The sequence below is a fragment of the Sediminicoccus rosea genome, assembly GCF_033547095.1.
Taxonomy (GTDB): Bacteria; Pseudomonadota; Alphaproteobacteria; order Acetobacterales; family Acetobacteraceae; genus Roseococcus; species Roseococcus rosea.
This window is the reverse complement of the sequence record NZ_CP137852.1, coordinates 2,529,548-2,545,502: the sequence shown is the minus strand read 5'-3', so window position 1 is coordinate 2,545,502 and position 15,955 is coordinate 2,529,548. Positions and strand designations below refer to the sequence as shown.

General features: G+C 68.9%; 18 protein-coding genes. 5 read left to right on the top strand and 13 right to left on the bottom strand.

Going from position 1 to position 15,955, the window contains the following annotated elements:
* Nucleotides 1-12: 12 nt before the first annotated feature.
* From R9Z33_RS12260 to pufC, 5 genes are all read left to right on the top strand, one after another.
* On the top strand, nt 13-198 hold the full coding sequence (locus R9Z33_RS12260; protein ID WP_213612039.1) for a light-harvesting protein: 186 nt from the start codon (nt 13-15) through the stop codon (nt 196-198).
* 65 nt (nt 199-263) lie between these two features.
* Nucleotides 264-443, top strand: a complete 180-nt coding sequence (gene pufA / locus R9Z33_RS12255) for a light-harvesting antenna LH1, alpha subunit (protein ID WP_296739960.1) — start codon at nt 264-266, stop codon at nt 441-443.
* 224 nt (nt 444-667) lie between these two features.
* Nucleotides 668-1,492: a photosynthetic reaction center subunit L gene (pufL, locus tag R9Z33_RS12250; RefSeq protein WP_318651576.1), complete on the top strand. Its 825-nt coding sequence runs from the start codon at nt 668-670 to the stop codon at nt 1,490-1,492.
* Nucleotides 1,493-1,509: 17 nt separating this feature from the next.
* Entirely contained in the window at nt 1,510-2,466 is a 957-nt protein-coding gene (gene pufM, locus R9Z33_RS12245) for a photosynthetic reaction center subunit M (protein ID WP_318651575.1), read from the top strand.
* 14 nt (nt 2,467-2,480) lie between these two features.
* On the top strand, nt 2,481-3,545 hold the full coding sequence (gene pufC / locus R9Z33_RS12240; protein ID WP_318651574.1) for a photosynthetic reaction center cytochrome PufC: 1,065 nt from the start codon (nt 2,481-2,483) through the stop codon (nt 3,543-3,545).
* A gap of 131 nt (nt 3,546-3,676) precedes the next feature.
* On the opposite strand, the gene bchJ is transcribed toward pufC, so the two are convergent.
* The 13 genes from bchJ to puhA all read right to left on the bottom strand — a co-directional run bounded on the left by bchJ (nt 3,677) and on the right by puhA (nt 15,953).
* A complete protein-coding gene (bchJ, locus tag R9Z33_RS12235) occupies nt 3,677-4,261 on the bottom strand; it encodes a bacteriochlorophyll 4-vinyl reductase (protein WP_318651573.1) in 585 nt (194 codons plus the stop codon).
* The gene (bchE, locus tag R9Z33_RS12230) at nt 4,254-5,867 is read right to left on the bottom strand and encodes a magnesium-protoporphyrin IX monomethyl ester anaerobic oxidative cyclase (RefSeq protein ID WP_318651572.1); all 1,614 of its coding nucleotides are present in this window, start codon (nt 5,865-5,867) and stop codon (nt 4,254-4,256) included. The genes bchJ and bchE overlap by 8 nt, the downstream gene beginning before the upstream one ends.
* 74 nt (nt 5,868-5,941) lie before the next feature.
* Nucleotides 5,942-6,970, bottom strand: a complete 1,029-nt coding sequence (locus tag R9Z33_RS12225) for a phytoene/squalene synthase family protein (protein ID WP_318651571.1) — start codon at nt 6,968-6,970, stop codon at nt 5,942-5,944.
* Nucleotides 6,967-7,851, bottom strand: a complete 885-nt coding sequence (bchO, locus tag R9Z33_RS12220; RefSeq protein WP_318651570.1) for an alpha/beta fold hydrolase BchO — start codon at nt 7,849-7,851, stop codon at nt 6,967-6,969. The genes R9Z33_RS12225 and bchO overlap by 4 nt, the downstream gene beginning before the upstream one ends.
* The gene (locus R9Z33_RS12215; RefSeq protein WP_318651569.1) at nt 7,848-9,485 is read right to left on the bottom strand and encodes a magnesium chelatase subunit D; all 1,638 of its coding nucleotides are present in this window, start codon (nt 9,483-9,485) and stop codon (nt 7,848-7,850) included. Before R9Z33_RS12215 ends, bchO begins: the two co-directional genes overlap by 4 nt.
* A gap of 41 nt (nt 9,486-9,526) precedes the next feature.
* Nucleotides 9,527-10,612, bottom strand: coding sequence for a magnesium chelatase ATPase subunit I (gene bchI, locus R9Z33_RS12210; protein ID WP_318651568.1), 1,086 nt, complete (start codon nt 10,610-10,612; stop codon nt 9,527-9,529).
* A gap of 2 nt (nt 10,613-10,614) precedes the next feature.
* Nucleotides 10,615-11,826: a 5-aminolevulinate synthase gene (gene hemA, locus R9Z33_RS12205; RefSeq protein WP_318651567.1), complete on the bottom strand. Its 1,212-nt coding sequence runs from the start codon at nt 11,824-11,826 to the stop codon at nt 10,615-10,617.
* A gap of 18 nt (nt 11,827-11,844) precedes the next feature.
* Nucleotides 11,845-12,660 carry a putative photosynthetic complex assembly protein PuhE gene (gene puhE / locus R9Z33_RS12200; RefSeq protein WP_318651566.1) on the bottom strand — a complete coding sequence of 272 codons (816 nt, stop codon included), beginning with the start codon at nt 12,658-12,660 and terminating at the stop codon, nt 11,845-11,847.
* A 12-nt stretch (nt 12,661-12,672) separates the two neighbouring features.
* A complete protein-coding gene (gene acsF / locus R9Z33_RS12195) occupies nt 12,673-13,746 on the bottom strand; it encodes a magnesium-protoporphyrin IX monomethyl ester (oxidative) cyclase (protein ID WP_318651565.1) in 1,074 nt (357 codons plus the stop codon).
* Complete coding sequence (locus R9Z33_RS12190) at nt 13,743-14,081, bottom strand: hypothetical protein (RefSeq protein ID WP_318651564.1); 339 nt, start codon at nt 14,079-14,081, stop codon at nt 13,743-13,745. Before R9Z33_RS12190 ends, acsF begins: the two co-directional genes overlap by 4 nt.
* The gene (puhC, locus tag R9Z33_RS12185) at nt 14,081-14,524 is read right to left on the bottom strand and encodes a photosynthetic complex assembly protein PuhC (protein ID WP_318651563.1); all 444 of its coding nucleotides are present in this window, start codon (nt 14,522-14,524) and stop codon (nt 14,081-14,083) included. Before puhC ends, R9Z33_RS12190 begins: the two co-directional genes overlap by 1 nt.
* Nucleotides 14,524-15,177 carry a photosynthetic complex putative assembly protein PuhB gene (gene puhB / locus R9Z33_RS12180; protein ID WP_318651562.1) on the bottom strand — a complete coding sequence of 218 codons (654 nt, stop codon included), beginning with the start codon at nt 15,175-15,177 and terminating at the stop codon, nt 14,524-14,526. Before puhB ends, puhC begins: the two co-directional genes overlap by 1 nt.
* Nucleotides 15,174-15,953, bottom strand: a complete 780-nt coding sequence (gene puhA / locus R9Z33_RS12175; RefSeq protein WP_318651561.1) for a photosynthetic reaction center subunit H — start codon at nt 15,951-15,953, stop codon at nt 15,174-15,176. The genes puhB and puhA overlap by 4 nt, the downstream gene beginning before the upstream one ends.
* Nucleotides 15,954-15,955: the final 2 nt, after the last annotated feature.

Sequence of the window (15,955 nt, the reverse complement as noted above, 5' to 3'; positions counted from 1 at the left end):
GAGGTCAAATTCATGGCCGATGTGACTACGAGGTCCGGTGTGACGGAAGCCGAGGCGCGTGAAATTCACCGCCTGGTGATGCAAGGCTGGATCTTCTCCGTGTTCGCCTCGATGGGCGCGCACATCCTCGTCTGGCTCTGGCGTCCGCTCGTCTACGGGACCCAGGTGGTTCCGCCCGATTGGCGGATGTTCCTGTGATCAGCCGCCGGGCCGCCCGGTCCTGATCGGGAGCCCGGCATTCTCAATCGTGAGGAGAATTCGCAATGCATAAGATTTGGATGGTGGTGAATCCCCTCCGCGTCGGCGTCCTCGGCACCCTTGGTGTCGTCGGCATCGCCGCGGTGATTCACTTCGCCGTGCTCAGCTCGCCGCGTTACTGCGACCACCTGGGCTGGTGCGCGACCACGCCGACCTTCACCCCCGGGCAGCCGGTCGGCCGCTGATCCACGAGGGCTTCCTCCGGGAAGCGCTCGCGGGTCTCGCTGCTCGTACTGACGAGGGCATGCGGATCACGTCCTTCGGGGCGTGATCCGATCCCCTCCCAGCCCGGGCGAAGAGTGTCGCTCCACGGCAGTGGGCGAGGCATGCGCAGCGGGCGTCGCCCGCTGCCGAGGATGACGACACACCCGGGCGGGCTTCGGCGCTGCCCTGACAGGAGCATCAATCCATGGCGATGCTGAGTTTCGAACAAAAATATCGCGTCCGCGGCGGAACGCTGGTGGGAGGGGATCTCTTCGACTTCTGGGTCGGACCCTTCTATGTCGGCTTCTTCGGCGTCACGACGATCTTTTTCACCCTGGTCGGTGTCGGCCTGATTCTGGTGGGCGCCGCGCATGGCGGCACCTGGAATCCCTGGCTGATCAACATCGCCCCGCCCGACCTGAAATACGGCCTCGGCCTCGCGCCGATGTACGAGGGCGGCCTGTGGCAGGCCATCACCATCTGCGCGATCGGCGCCTTCGTCTCCTGGGCTCTCCGCCAGGCCGAAATCGCCCGCAAGCTCGGCATGGGGATGCACATCCCCTGGGCCTACGGCATGGCGGTCTTCGCCTACATCACGCTCGTCGTGATCCGCCCCGTGCTGATGGGCGCCTGGGGACATGCCTTCCCCTACGGCATTTTCAGCCACCTCGATTGGGTGTCGAACGTCGGGTACCAGTACCTGCACTTCCACTACAATCCGGCGCACATGATCGCGGTGACCTTCTTCTTCACCACGACCCTCGCGCTCTCGCTCCATGCCTCGCTCGTGCTGGCCGCGATCAACCCCGCCAAGGGGGAGCCGGTGAAGACTCCCGAGCATGAGAACACCTTCTACCGCGACTTCATCGGCTACTCGATCGGCACGCTGGGCATTCACCGCCTCGGCCTGTTCGTCGCACTCTCGGCCGGCTTCTGGAGCGCGGTGTGCATCGTCATCAGCGGTCCGTTCTGGACCCGCGGCTGGCCGGAATGGTGGAACTGGTGGCTTCAGCTGCCGATCTGGAATTGAGAGGAAGGGACGCCACAATGGAATACCAATACCTCTTCACGCGGCTGCAGCCATCCGGGCCGCACTATCCCGGCGTGAAGCTCCCTCCGGGCAACGACGCCCGGATCGGACACCCGATGACCAGCCGGCTGCTGGGCTACTTCGCGGATGCGCAGATCGGGCCCTTCTACCTGGGCAACCTCGGCGTGCTCTCGATCCTCTGCGGCTTCATCGCCTTTGAGATCATCGGGCTCAACATGCTGGCCTCGGTGAACTGGAACGTCGTCCAGTTCATCAAGCTGCTGCCCTGGCTGGCGCTCGAGGCGCCGCTGCCCAAGCATGGGCTGCGGATCCCGCCCCTCGCCGAGGGTGGCTGGTGGCTGGCGGCGGGCTTCTTCCTGACCGCCTCCATGTTCCTCTGGGCGGCGCGGATCTGGCGCCGTGCGGCGGCTCTGGGCCTCGGCCAGCACACCTTCTACGCCTTCATGGGCGCGGTCTGGCTCTACCTGGTGCTGGGCTTCATCCGCCCGATCCTGATGGGCTCCTGGAGCGAGGCGGTGCCCTTCGGCATCTTCCCGCACCTGGATTGGACCGCGGCCTTCTCCATCCGCTACGGGAACCTCTTCTACAACCCGTTCCACGCGCTCTCGATCGTCTTCCTCTACGGCTCCACGCTGCTCTTCGCGATGCATGGCGCCACGATCCTGGCCGTGGGCCGCTTCGGCGGCGAGCGTGAGGTGGAGCAGGCGGTGGATCGCGGCACCGCGGCCGAGCGTGCCGGCATCTTCTGGCGCTGGACCATGGGCTTCAACGCGACCTACGAGAGCATCCACCGCTGGGCCTGGTGGTTCGCCATCCTGACGCCCATTACCGGCGGCATCGGCATCCTGCTGACGGGCACCGTGGTGGACAACTGGTACTTGTGGGCGGTCGAGAAGCGCTTCGCACCGGCCTATCCGGCGGTGTGGGGTGTCATCCCCGTGCCCGGCCGCTGAGAGGAGAGCGAGACATGAAATTCAATCTCATCTTCGGCGGCGTGGTCGCGGCGGTGGCGGCCCTGGCCTTCTTCGTCGTCACCTTCGAACGGCCGCCGGTCGCGACCGAGCAGGGTGGCTTCCGCGGCACCTCCATGGGGCGAGTGGACAACCCCCGCACCGTGGCGGCGCTCACCGCCCGCAACCAGGCCCCGCCGGCGCTCGAGCCGGCGGAGGATGATCCGACCAGCCCGCGCGCCTCGGAGATCTACGAGAACGTCCGCGTGCTCGGTCATCTCAGTGTCGAGCAGTTCGGCCGCATCATGCAGGCGATGACCGAGTGGGTGTATCCCGGCGAAGGTCCGAACCAGGGCTGCAATGGCTGCCATGTCGAGGGCAACTTCGCGGCCGAGGGCATGTACCAGAAGACGGTGGCGCGGCGCATGCTGCAGATGGTGCAGACGATCAACACCACCTACAACAGCCACGTCCAGCAGGTGGGCGTCACCTGCTACACCTGCCACCGTGGCCAGGCGGTTCCGGCGGCGGTGTGGGCCACCTCCCCGCCCAATGCCCGCCTCCATCGCCTGCTCTCGACCGCGCCGGAGCAGAACCGCCCGGTGGCGGCCAATGCCCTGAGCAGCCTGCCGACCGATCCCTTCACGCCCTACCTGCTGCGTGACAATCCGATCGGCGTGCAGTCCTCCACTTCGCGCCAGGCGGACAACAATGCCAGCATCCTCGGCACCGAGTGGACCTACTCGCTGATGATGCACATGTCCTCCTCGCTCGGCGTGAACTGCACCTTCTGCCACAACAGCCGCAACTTCTCCGGCTGGCAGGACAGCACGCCGCAGCGCGTGACGGCCTGGCACGGCATCCGCATGGTGCGGGCCATCAACAACGACTACATCGAGCCGCTGCGGCCTGAGTTCCCGCCGCACCGCCTGGGCCCGCTCGGTGACACGCTGAAGGTGAACTGCACCACCTGCCACCAGGGCATCAACGAGCCCCTGCGCGGCGCGCGGATGCTGCAGGACTACCCTGAGCTGAACCCGCTGCCGCGGCGGGCCGGCCTGGAGCAGCCCGCGCGCAACTAGCGCCGGGCCACCTTCTCCCCAACAGCGCGGGCGGCGAGAGCTTCCCGCGCTTTTTCTTGGCCAGGTGCCCATACGGAAAGGCCAGGTGCGGCGGCCCTGGCCTTTGGTGCTTGTGAGGGCTGAAGTGAGTTTTACCAGGCCAGCTCGAAGCGGCAGGCCGCCGCACCCGCGGCGGCGCAGCTCGTCTGGGCGGCCATGCAATCGCGCGAGACGAGGGCGCGGAACAGGCCTGCCAGCGTCTCGCCATAATAGTCGCAGAGCGGGCCCGGCTCATGCGCGCCACGGCAGATGGCACAGCCGGCCAGCCCCACCTCGACCGGCCGCGCGGCGCGGGCCGAGAAGGCCGCACTCCCCGCGAAGGTCCAGGAATGCCTGGAGATCGCACCGAGCAGTATGCGCGCCGAGAGCCAGGCTGGCAGCCAGGGCAGCATCATCACGAGCGGGCGCGGCACCCGGTGGCCCAGCAGGTAATGCGCCGTGCGCCGCCCCGCCTCGGCGCCGATCGCGCGCGCGGTGCTCACGCCCAGCAGGCCGCGCAGCGCGGTGTGCAGCCGCACCACCTGCGCCTCGGGCACCATGCCCTGTGGCGGATCCCGCAGCGCCTCGGACAGGCCTGCCGCCGCGAAGACATCGGCCGCGACACCCCTACCCTGCATCCCGGTCAGCGCCTCCGCCACCCGGATGATGGCGTTGGGGCCGATCCGGGCTTCAGACACGCGGCGCCGGCTTCACCGCCCCCCCTTGGGCCTCCATCTCGGCCTCGGTCATCTGCTGGTCGCCGCCGCCGCAGGCCTTCACCACCTCGCGCTTGCGGGGCGGGGCGTTCTTCCAATCGCGCGCCTCGGCATCGAGCTTGCGCGTGTTGTCGAAGTGGAAGTCCACCTTCTTCTTCGATTGCGGCCCCCAATAGCCGACCTTGCCCAGGTCGTAGAAGGTCCGCTGGAAGCCCGATTTCAGGAAGGCCTTGAGGCAGCCCAGCAGGTAGCTCCGGCGCCGCTTGTCACGCGTCCAGGGATACTGGAACAGCGCCTTGTTCATGTAGAAGCGGCGGTAATTGTGCATCACGCGGTCGAGCAGCGTGGCGCGATCCATCGCGTCGGGCTTCATGATCGGCGTCACGAAATTGTACTTGTCGAAGTCGAAGACCTCGACCTTGTCGCCCAGCTCGCGGAACAGGTCGCTGAAGGGCCAGGGCGTGTACATGGCCCAGTTCGCCATGTCGGGATTCCAGTCCCGCGCCATCTGGTAGGTCTCCTCCAGCGTCTCGACCGTCTCGTTCTCCAGCCCCACGATGAACTGCGCCTCGGAGACGATGCCGTTCTTGCGCAACAGGTCGATCGCCTTCTTGTTCTGCGCGACCGTCGTCTCCTTGTTGAAGCGGTCGAGCTTCAGCTGCGCCGCCGCCTCCGTGCCGAGCGAGATATGAACGAGGCCCGCCTTGCGGTACATCGGCAGCAGTTCCTCGTCGCGCAGGATGTCGGTGACGCGGGTGTTGATGCCCCACTCCACCGGCAGGTTGCGCTCGATCATGAGCTGGCAGAACTCGATGAACTTCTTGCGGTGGATGGTGGGCTCCTCATCCGCCAGGATGAAGAAGCCCACGTCATGCTCGCGCACCAGCGTCTCGATCTCGTCCACCACCTTCTTCGGGTCGCGCACACGATAGTCGCGCCAGAACTTCCACTGGCTACAGAAGGAGCAGGTGAAGGGGCAGCCCCGCGCCAGGTTCGGGATCGCGACGCGCCGCCCCTTCGGGATGTAGATGTACTTGCTCCATTCCAGCACGCCCCAGTCGGGCTGGATGCGGTCCAGATCCTTGATGGTGGGGGCCGCGGGCGTGGCGATGACCTGCTGCCCCTCGAGGAAGGCAAGGCCCTTCACCTTGCGCCGCTCCTCCATCCAGTTGCCGCCATCCACGCAGCGGACGAGGTCGAGGAAGACCTGCTCGCCCTCCCCGCGCACGATGGCGTCGATCCAGGGGGCCTCGGCCAGCACCTGCTGGTACATGAAGGTGCCATGGATGCCGCCCAGCACCGTGACGGCATCTGGGCACACCTCCTTCGCGAGCTTCAGCAGGGCTTCCGCCTTGTAGATCGCGGGCGTGATCGCGGTCGCGCCAATCACATCGGGCTGCGCCTTCGCGAGCATGTCCCGCACCTGGTCGTCTTCCAGGTTGTTGGTCATCGCGTCGATGAAGGTGATGTCGGTGTAGCCCGCGGCCTTCAGGTATCCCGCGAGATAGGCAACCCATGCGGGTGGCCAGTTGCCTGCGATTTCCGCACCGCCCGAATGGTAGTTCGGATGAACGAGGACGATCCGCATGCTGCACCTTTCGTGGCTTCCACCGGGAAGCTAGGTGCGGGTGCGGCGTGCCTCCTTGATGTGGCGCAAAGCGATCAGGATTGCGCGGTGCGCTGCGCGATTTTTTGCCGTTCCTCGAGCTGTGCGAAGAGCTCGATCGCCCAGCCGATCCGCTCGCCCAGGCTCTGCTCCGCGATGGCAAGTTCCTCGGCCGGCACGGCCTGCACGAGATAGGCATTGGCGGCGAGCGGCGGCTCGGGCGCGACGGCACGCCGCGGCATCGCCGGCAGCCAGGAACGCGCGAGGAGCGCCATCTTGCGGCGTGAGGAAACGACGGCCCGGCGCGAGACGCTGTCATGCCCCGCGCGCACCACCTCGGCGCCGATCTCGGCATAGATGCGATGCGCAGCGCGGATCGCCGGGCGGCAGTCGCGCGGCAGCATCGCGATGCCGGATTCGGCACGCGTGTAGAGCCGCCCCGCCTCGGCCAGCAGCCGCGCGGTGACGCTGGCGACACCGGCGGAGAACACCGGATTCGCCAGGAAGGCATCCGGGTCCACATCGGCCTCGCGCAGCCACTGGCGCGGCAGATAGAGGCGGCCATTGCGCGCATCCTCGCCCACGTCGCGCGCGATGTTGGTGAGCTGCATGGCGGTGCCAAGATCGGTCGCGCGGGCCAGGGCGGCGTGCCGGCGCACGCCCATCAGCAGCGTCATCATGGCACCCACCGTTCCGGCCACGCGCGCGGCATAGGCGTGCACGTCGTCCAGCGTCTCGTAGCGGCGGCCGGCGGCGTCCCAGGCGAAGCCGTCGAGCAGCGCCTCGGGCAGTTCGCGCGGCATCTCGTGCGCCTCCACCACATGGGCAAAGGCGCGGTCGGCTGGGTGGTCCTGGGGCGCGCCGCGATAGGCGGCATCGAGCCGCGCGCGCATGATCGCGAGCCCCTCGGAGGGGTCGGCGGCATCATCCACCGCGTCATCGCCCAGGCGGCAGAAGGCGTAGAGCGCCGTGGCCGGGTCGCGCACGCGCCGCGGCAGCAGCAGCGAGGCCGCGTGGAAGCTCTTGGAGCCGACGCGCAGCAGGTCTCGACAGGCGGCGAGATCCTGTTGGAAACGGTCGCTCATGGGTGTTCCTCCAGGATGGCGTGCAGGACGCCTTCGGGCGCCTCTTCATGAGCGAGATGGCCAAGGCCCGACAGCGCGCGGATCTCCGCTTGCGGCAGGATGCGCGCAAGGCGCCGCGCCTCGGTCGGCCGGATGGTCTTGTCCTGCTGGCCGATGACGAGCAGGAGCGGCGTCTTGAGTCGCGGCAGGTCCCGCCGCAGCGCATGCAGGTCCCAGGCGGCCATCATGCCGAGCGTGCCGGCGACATGCTCGGGCCGGCGGAAGAGGCGGGCGTAGAGCGCGATCCCCTCCTCATCCAGATGCGAGCCTGTGGCATCGAGCAGGCGGCGCACCACCACCGGATCCGCCGCGCGCCAGGCGAAGAGGCGCGGCATGCCCGGCAGCCGCACCATGAGACGCGCGAGCGGCGAGAAGACCTGCCCAGCCCAGCCACCGAGCGGCAACAGCGCGCCATTGATCGCGACCAGGCGCGCGGGCGCCACCAGCCCATCGAGGCACATGCGCGCAGCGATGGCAGCCCCCGCGGAATGGCCGATGATGAGGCGTGGCTCGGCCTGCAGCGCCTGCATCAGCGCGCCCACGGCCCGGGCCATGCCCTCCATGGAAAGCGCCTCGGCCGGCGCCTCGCCCGAGAAGCCCTGGCCCGGCAGGTCGGGCGCGATGACCGTATAATGCCGCGCGAGCAGGGGCATGATCCCGCGCCAGGAGTGGGTGGAAGCGCCGGTGCCGTGCAGCAGCAACACGGGCGGTCCCTCGCCCATGATCTGCACATGCCAGCGCAGGCCGCCCGCATGCAGGAAGCGGCTCGCGGCGTGATGCGGCCAGTCCTCCCGCGGCTCGGCGCTCGCCGCCTCGGGCGCGAGGGTGAGAGCGAGGCTCATGCCGCCTGCATCCCGAGGCGTACTGTGCCCGCCAATGCCTGCGCGCCGGCCTGCGGCAGGGGCAGGCAACGCCCGCCACAGGCCGCGGCCAGCGTGACCGAGAAGGGCTGCGGCCGCGGCGCGGTGTCCACCACCAGGATGCTGTGCGCCTCGGCCTGCAGCAGCTTGGCCACGGCCAACGCATCCTCCTCCGCGATAGGGCGACCGGTGCGGCCATCACGCGCCATATTGGCGCGGCCATCCGTCAGCACGACGATGAGCGGCGTGCGCCCGGCACGACGTTCGAGCCGCGCCAGGGCGAGTGCCGCATCCATGCCCGAGGCGAGCGGGCTGGCCCCGCCGCCAGGAAGTCCAGCCAGCGCCCGCTTCGCGCGGACCAGCGATTGCGTGGGGGGCAGGAGCAGCTCGGCCGCCTTGCCGCGAAAGGCGATGACGGCCACGCGGTCCCGCCGCGAATAGCATTCGGCCAGCAGCAGCTCGACCGCGCCCTTGGCCTCGGCGAGCCGGTGCAGGGCGGCGGAGCCAGAGGCATCCACCACGAAGATCGCGGTGCTTTCGCTGTGCTCGCGGAAGCGCCTGATACGGAAATCCTCACGCCGCACGGCAATGGCGGCATGGGCGGGGCGCGGGCGCAGCTTTTGCCAGGGCACGGCGGCGCGCAGCGTCTCCAGCAGCGCGATGCGCGCGCCGTTGCGCGGCTCGCCCGGACGGGTGCCGATGGGTCGGCCGCGCTTGAGCGAAATGCGCTCCGACCCCTGCTTGCCCGCCGTCGCTACGCGCGCGCGCAGCCCGGCGGCGGCGAGCGTGGCCAGGAGCTGCGCCGGCAGCACGGCATGCTTCGCGTCGAGGACCACGTCCTCCATCGCGTCGGAGTTGCGCGGCTCAGCCTTGGACTCGCTCTCAGGCGGCGGCTCGGGCGGTTGCTCGGGCGGCGGCGCCTCCTCGGGGGGCGCGGGCAGCATGAGGGCGCGCGGGCCGAGCACCAGGCGCACGGCGCGCGCAGCGTCCTCCGCATCCGGCGCGGTGCGGCCATGCAGCGCGGCCGAGGCGCGGGCGGCCCGCAACGCCAGCGCTGGCGCGCGGAGCGAGGTGATGCCGCAGGCCATGGCGGTGGCCAGGATGGCCTCGATCAGCGCGTCATCGCTCACCACGCGCGGCAGACGGTCCCGCGCGGCCGCGACCTGGCCGCCGGTGAAGGGGCACGCCGCAGGCGCCTCGCTGAGATCGGGCTGGAAGGCCAGGCGGTCGGCCAGGGCAGGCGGCGGAGCCTCGTCCTCCTGGCCTTCGTCCAGCGCCACCATGGCGTAGCCATGCGCCTCCTGCCCCGCCGTCAGCCGGGCGACAATGGCGCGGGAAAGGCGCTCGGCCATCGGCATGACGAGCAGGCCGGCGCGCGTCGCCTCCAGCAGGCCCATGGCCTGCACCGGGCGGCCGCGCGCAAGGGTGGCGGTGAGGTCGAGCCCGCCCAGCAGCGCGTCGTCGCCGATATTCGGCGGCAGGCGTCGCTGCGGCATGTCGCCCGGGAGCAGCGCGCGGAGTTGGGACAGCCAGCGGTCGCGCTCCAGGCCGGGCCGGCAGCGCAGGACGGCGCCGCCAAGGCCGACAGGGTCCACCGCCAGGAGGCAGGCCGCCATGGCCGCATCCTCGCCCGGCGATGGCCCCCGGGCCGGCGTGTTCACGGCCCGAAGACCTCCTGCACCGCGCGGGCCACGCGGGTGGAGGCCACCGCGTCATCCAGCGGGTTGCGACGCAGACGGTGGCGCAGCGCCATGGGCGCGAGCCGGCGCAGATGGTCGAGGCTGACCTGCGTGGCGCCCTCGAAGGCGGCCAGCGCACGCGCGGTGCGCATCAGCGTCAGCTCGCCGCGCAAGCCATCCGTGCCGGCGGTCATGCAGAGCTTCGCCGCCATCTCCAGCACGTCATCGGCCAGTTCGACGCGTGGCAGCAGGTCCCGCGCCGCGAGGATGCGGGCGCGCAGCGCCTCCTCCTCCGGCTGCCACTGGGCGCAGAAGCCGGGCGGGTCACGCTCGAAGGCGTCGCGCCGCTTGATGACCTCGATGCGGGTCGGCAGGTCGGAGGGCGTCGTCACCTCGATGGAGAGGCCGAAGCGGTCCAGCAGCTGCGGGCGAAGCTCGCCCTCCTCCGGATTGCCGCTGCCCACCAGCACGAAACGCGCGGGGTGGCGGATGGAGAGGCCGTCGCGCTCCACCACATTCTCGCCTGAGGCCGCGACATCGAGCAGGAGGTCCACCAGATGGTCCTCCAGCAGGTTCACCTCGTCGATGTAGAGGAAGCCGCGATGGGCGCGCGCCAGCAGGCCTGGCTCGAAGGCCTTCTGGCCCTGGGCCAGCGCCTTTTCGAGATCGAGCGCACCGACCACGCGATCCTCGGAGGCGCCGAGCGGCAGGTCCACCACCGGCACCGGCACGCTCACGGCCTTGGGCGCACGGCGGGCGCAGGCCTCGCAGCCCGGGGTCGGCTTGCCCGGCTCGCAGTTGTAGGCGCAGCCCTGGATCGCCCGCATGGGCGGCAGCAAGGCGGCGAGAGCGCGGATCGCCGTGGACTTGCCCGTGCCGCGGTCACCCAGGGCCAGCACGCCGCCGATGCTCGGATCCACCGCGCAGAGGCTCAGCGACAGGCGCAGCTCCTCCTGGCCGACAATCGCCGTGAAGGGGAAGACGAGGCGCGGCTGTGCCGGCGCCCCCGCCTTCTTGCCCGCCTTCCGCGCCCGCGGCCTGGTCCCGACGATCGAGCCGTCCATGCTCAGGTGACTCGCCTCGGCTGGAAGCGGGCCCAGACCTGCTGCAGCGCGGACATCAGGTGGTCGATGTCGGCATCGGTGTGAGCCGGCGAGGGCGTGAAGCGCAGCCGCTCCGTGCCGCGCGGCACGGTCGGGAAGTTGATGGGCTGCACGTAGATGCCGTGCTCCTCCAGCAGTAGGTCGCTGATCTGCTTGCAGAGCACCGCGTCATAGACCATCACAGGAACGATGTGGCTCGGATTGTCGAGATGCGGGATCTGCAGCTCGTCCAGCCGGGCGCGGACCTTGGCCACGCGCTCATGCATCCGCTCGCGCTCGACGGCACTTTCCTTCAGGTGGCGGATGCTGGCGGCCGCGCCGGCGGCGACGGCCGGCGGCAGCGAGGTCGAGAAGATGAAGCCCGAGGCGAAGCTGCGGACGAAATCCACCATGTCGGTGGAGCCGGCGATATAGCCACCGATCACGCCGAAGGCCTTGGCCAGCGTGCCCTCGATCACCGTCAGGCGATGCTGCGCGCCGTCCCGCTCGGAGATGCCGCCGCCCCGCGCGCCGTAGAGGCCGACCGCATGCACCTCATCGAGGTAGGTCATGGCGCCGAACTCATCGGCCAGGTCGCAGATGGCATGGATGGGGGCCACGTCGCCATCCATCGAATAGACGCTCTCGAAGGCGATGAGCTTGGGCGTCTCGGCCGGAATGGCGGCGAGCTTCTCGCGCAGGTCCGCCAGGTCATTGTGCTTCCAGACGATGCACTGGGCGCGGCTGTGGCGGATGCCCTCGATCATTGAGGCATGGTTCAGCTCATCGGACAGCACGATGCAGCCTGGCAGGCGGGAGGCGAGCGTGGAGAGCGTCGCCCAGTTCGACATGTAGCCGGAGTTGAACAGCAGCGCGGCGTCCTTGCCGTGCAGGTCGGCCAGCTCGCGCTCCAGCAGGATGTGCTCGTGGTTGGTGCCGCCGATGTTGCGCGTGCCGCCGGCGCCGGCGCCGCTGCGGTCCAGCGCCTCATGCATCGCGGCCAGGACCTTGGGGTTCTGCCCCATGCAGAGATAGTCGTTGGAGCACCAGACGGTGACCTCGCCCACGCCGCCGGAGCCATGGAACTTCGCCTTCGGGAAGGCCCCGGCCTGGCGCTCGAGGTCGGCGAAGACGCGATAGCGCCCCTCCTTGCGGAGACCGTCGAGCTGGGTGCGGAAGAGGGTGTCGTAGTTCATCGTCTGGCCTTTCTTGTTTCAGGGCCGCAACGGCAGCCGGGCCGTTTCCACATGCTGCGGGCATGGGACCGTGTGGTTGGGGGCCTGCCCCGGCCGGCTCCAGGTCCAGAGACCATCGAGCGGGAGGGGCAGCATGAGGAACCAGTGCTCGATCACGGCCAATGCCATCAGGGCCGCGAGCAAGGTAGTGGCGGCGGCTTCATAGGGCCCTGCGCCCAGGCCATGCTGGACCAGGACGACGACCGCGATGGTCCCGCCGGTGACCGAGACCGGGAACAGCGCATTCATGGTCCCCCGGCGGAAATAGCTCGCCAGATGGACCAGGTGGGGCGGGAGCATGCTCTCGCCCAGATTGCGCGCACCCAGGTAAATATTGATTTTAGCACTCTGACGCATGATCCAGAGCACCAGATAGGTGTGCAGGGCCATCTGGTTAGGGGCATCCCACAACAGCGCCAGCAGCACGAGGCCAAGGCCCAGGATGGCCAGTTCGTGGTAGAGGATGGTCCGCAGGGCCGCGATGAAGCGCCCCCAGCCTTCCGCCCCCGGCGGGCAGGGCTGGCGGCTGGGGCCGGTGACCAGACCGGTCAGGAACCCGATCTCGCCCCAGGCCCAGATCACGACGCCGCAGGCAAAGCCGAGATAAGCCCCCGTGACGGTGACATCCTCGGCCAGCGCCGCCGTGCCGTAGAGCGCCCCCACGAGCGCCGCACTCGCCCCAGCCATCGTCCAGCGGAAGCTGCGCCTGGGAAGTTGGTCCAGCAGGAAGACGAGCGCCGTGCCGAACCACCAGACGAAGACCGCGAAGATGACAGGGAGGATGTGCTGCAGCACGCGGGGCTCCCGTTACCAGGCCGGGCTCAGGCGCACCTGCGCCGGAAGCTCGGCCTTGCGGCCGCGGATCAGGTAGAGCCGCGCGAAGACCGCGGCCGCGCCGATGCTGAGGCCGAAGCGCTTCACGCTGGACAGGAAGCCCGGCTTGCGCCGCGTCTCGCCCATCGCCTCGGCGATCGCGAGCATGCGGTCCATGTTGCGCTGGAAGGCGGGCGCCTCGATGTCCAGCGTCACCGGAAAGACCTGCTTGCAGATCTCGGCGGTGATGCGGAACACCTCCATGTCGTATTCCGTGGGCGTCATGCCGAGGGCCTTGTGGAACTCCGGCCGCGCATGGTCACGCACATACATCGTCGCGAAGACCGCGAGCTGGAAGAACTTGCACCAGAGCACGTTGATCCCGCTGGTGAGCTGCGGGTTGGCCCGCATCAGCAGCGCGAAGGCCTCGCCGTGGCGGAACTCGTCGTTGCACCACTCCTTGAACCAGTTGAAGATCGGGTGGAAGCGCAGCTCCGGGTGCCGCTCGAACTGGCGGTAGATGGTGATGTAGCGCGCGTAGCCGATCTTCTCGCTGAGATAGGTCGCGTAGAAGATGAACTTCGGCTGGAAGTAGTGATACTTCTTCGCCTTGGTCAGGAAGCCCAGATCCACGCCGACGCCGAGGTCCTTCAGGCTGTCATTGATGAAGCCCGCATGGCGCGCCTCGTCGCGGCTCATCACCGCGAACAGCTCCTTGATGTCGGGATTCTTGATGCGCTTCTTGATCTCGGCATAGAGCACGCAGCCGGAGAATTCGGCGGTGACGGAGCTCACGAGGAATTCCAGCAGCTCCTTCTGCAGGGGCTCCGGCAGGTCATCCATGCGGAACTCGTCGAAGACCGCGGTGCGGACGAAATGACCCTTGTTCGGGTCGCGCCGGAACTCGGCCATCAGCTCGTCCCAGTCCTCGCGGATGGAGCTGACATCGAGCGCGTCCATGGCCGCGAAGTCGGTCGTGTAGAAGCGCGGCGAGAGCACCGTCTCGGTGGTCGCCATCCGCGTCGTCTCGTTGAGCTGGCGCGGCGGGTTGGGGTTGATGTGGTTCATGCCGCGTACTCCCCAGCCACATACTCCTTCGGCTCGAAGCCGCAATGATACAGCTCGGTCAGCTCGACGATGGCCGAAATCTCGGTCCAGAGCCTGGTGATCGGCCCGGCGCGATAGACCGTCGCCGTCGTCTCGTAGCTGGTGCATTCGCCATAGGCGATGTGGTCGGGTGCGCCGTTCACCACCACCCGGTCCCCCGGGCGCAGCATGATACCTTCGGGAACCGCGTGGGCGTGGAAGCTGTCGAAGCTCTGCTCGATCTCCACGGTGCAGGGAACCGTGATGGTGCGCGGGCCGGTGATGTCGTCCCACAAACCAACAAGGGCCTTCCTCATCAATCTTCTCCTTGCGCGGTCAGCAACCGCGAAAAGACCCCGGCATTGGTTGCGCCGAAGGCCGTCAGGTCGATCCGGCGTCCGGTCGCCGCATCGTCGAGCGTGAGTTGGCCATCCGCCCAGACGGCAAGGCGAAACGGCGCCTCGCGACCCTGACCTTCCTGGCGACGCTCACGCGCCAACGCACGGATGCTACCACGCACGAAGCCGCCTTCGGCTACCGGAAACCGCGCCAGAACCGCCGAATTCTGCGCATCACGGATGACAATGGAGCCATCCGCGCCATCCTCGAAACGAACCAGCCGCTCAGCGGCCGGCTGCTCGAGGCCACGAACCTCGACAGAGCGCGGCTGCCGCCCACCGACGAGGAACAGCACGCCGCAGATGACGGCCAGGCCCGTCAGCAGGGGCAGGAAATTGCCGCGATCGGTGAGCGTGAACATCAGGCCACCGCCGCGCCGGGCAGCGCGCCGTCACGCACCCCGCGTCCCTGCTCGACAACTGGCGTCACCGGCATGGAGGCGCTGGCGGCCAGCGCGCGCGCCAGCACCTGCGCCGCACCGGACGTCACGGGCACCGCGCGCAGCATCGGCTCCGCCCGGGCCACGCGCCAGGGCCGCGCATGCGGCCAGAGGGCGAGCCAGGCGATCTTCTGCTTCGACGAGAGGGTGAGGACGATGTCCTCCGTCCCGTCCGCATGGCGCTTCACCGCGGCGGTCTCGATCGCGGTGAAGGGGATGTTGATCGTCATCGGCAGCGCGACGCCGACCCGCAGCACCACGCGCTTGTTGGTGATGGTGTAGAAGGCCGCCTGCGCCATCGCACGGCCGATCACGACCAGCACGGCGAGGCAGAGGAGCGCGAGGCCCAGCGACGTCGCCGAGGCGAAGGCCGCCTCGCCGAAGCTCGCGGCCGAGCTGGCCGCGTTCCAGATGCTCCAGCCCACCATGAGCGCGAAGTAGAGGGCGAGACCGCGCAAATGCAGCGCACGGCTGGCGAGTGACCACCAGCGCGGGCTGCCCTGCCAGAGGATGCCCTCCCCCTCCGGCAGCTTCTCGGGCAGGCCCGGAACCGGCTCGATCTCGTGCTCTCTCACAGGCAGGGCTCCGAACGCTCGGGCTTCGCGTAGAGCTGGCCGCCGGCGCAATAGGCCGAGACCATGTCCTCCTCACGGAGCGTGATGCTGTCGCGGTAGCTGAGGCGGGGCGCGTTGGCGAAGTGCTTGGCCAGCAGGGTGCGCACCGTGACCACGCGCCGCTCGCCATCCACGCGGATGAGCGGCACGGGGTACATCATCGTCCGCTCGCCCGTATCGGTCTGCACGGCGACCTCGATGTAGCGGAAGATCATCTCGGACTTGTCGAGCCAGACATCCACGCAGCGGCCGGCGACGACGCCATCCGCATCCAGCACGTCATAGCCGCGCGGATCCGGGTCGCCCGCATCCACGCTGAACTCGGGCGCGATGCGCAGCGGCACGATGGAGGGCGTGCCGTCATCATGCAGGACGGCCGGGTGCATGCCGCGCATCACATAGGCCGCGGGGCCCACGCCATCCACCAGCGGATCGCCCGTCGGGATGAGGGGCGATCCGGGCGAGCGATCCATCGGGACCATCGCGATCTCGCGCTCGGTCTCGGGCTTGGGCGCCTGCACCGTGGTGCCGTTGGCCAGAAGGAAGGTCTTGGGCTCCGGCATGCCCGGGAAGCCGCCGACATTGTTCTGCTTGGGCCGGCCGGGTGTCACGAGCGGATAGCCCTCGCGCTTGCTCTCCCGGTTCAGGTAGAGCACCAGCGCCCCGAAGAAGATCCAGAAGGCGTAGATCGAGACGGTGGCGTAATCGATACTGGTCAGATAGGTGCCTGCCTGCATGG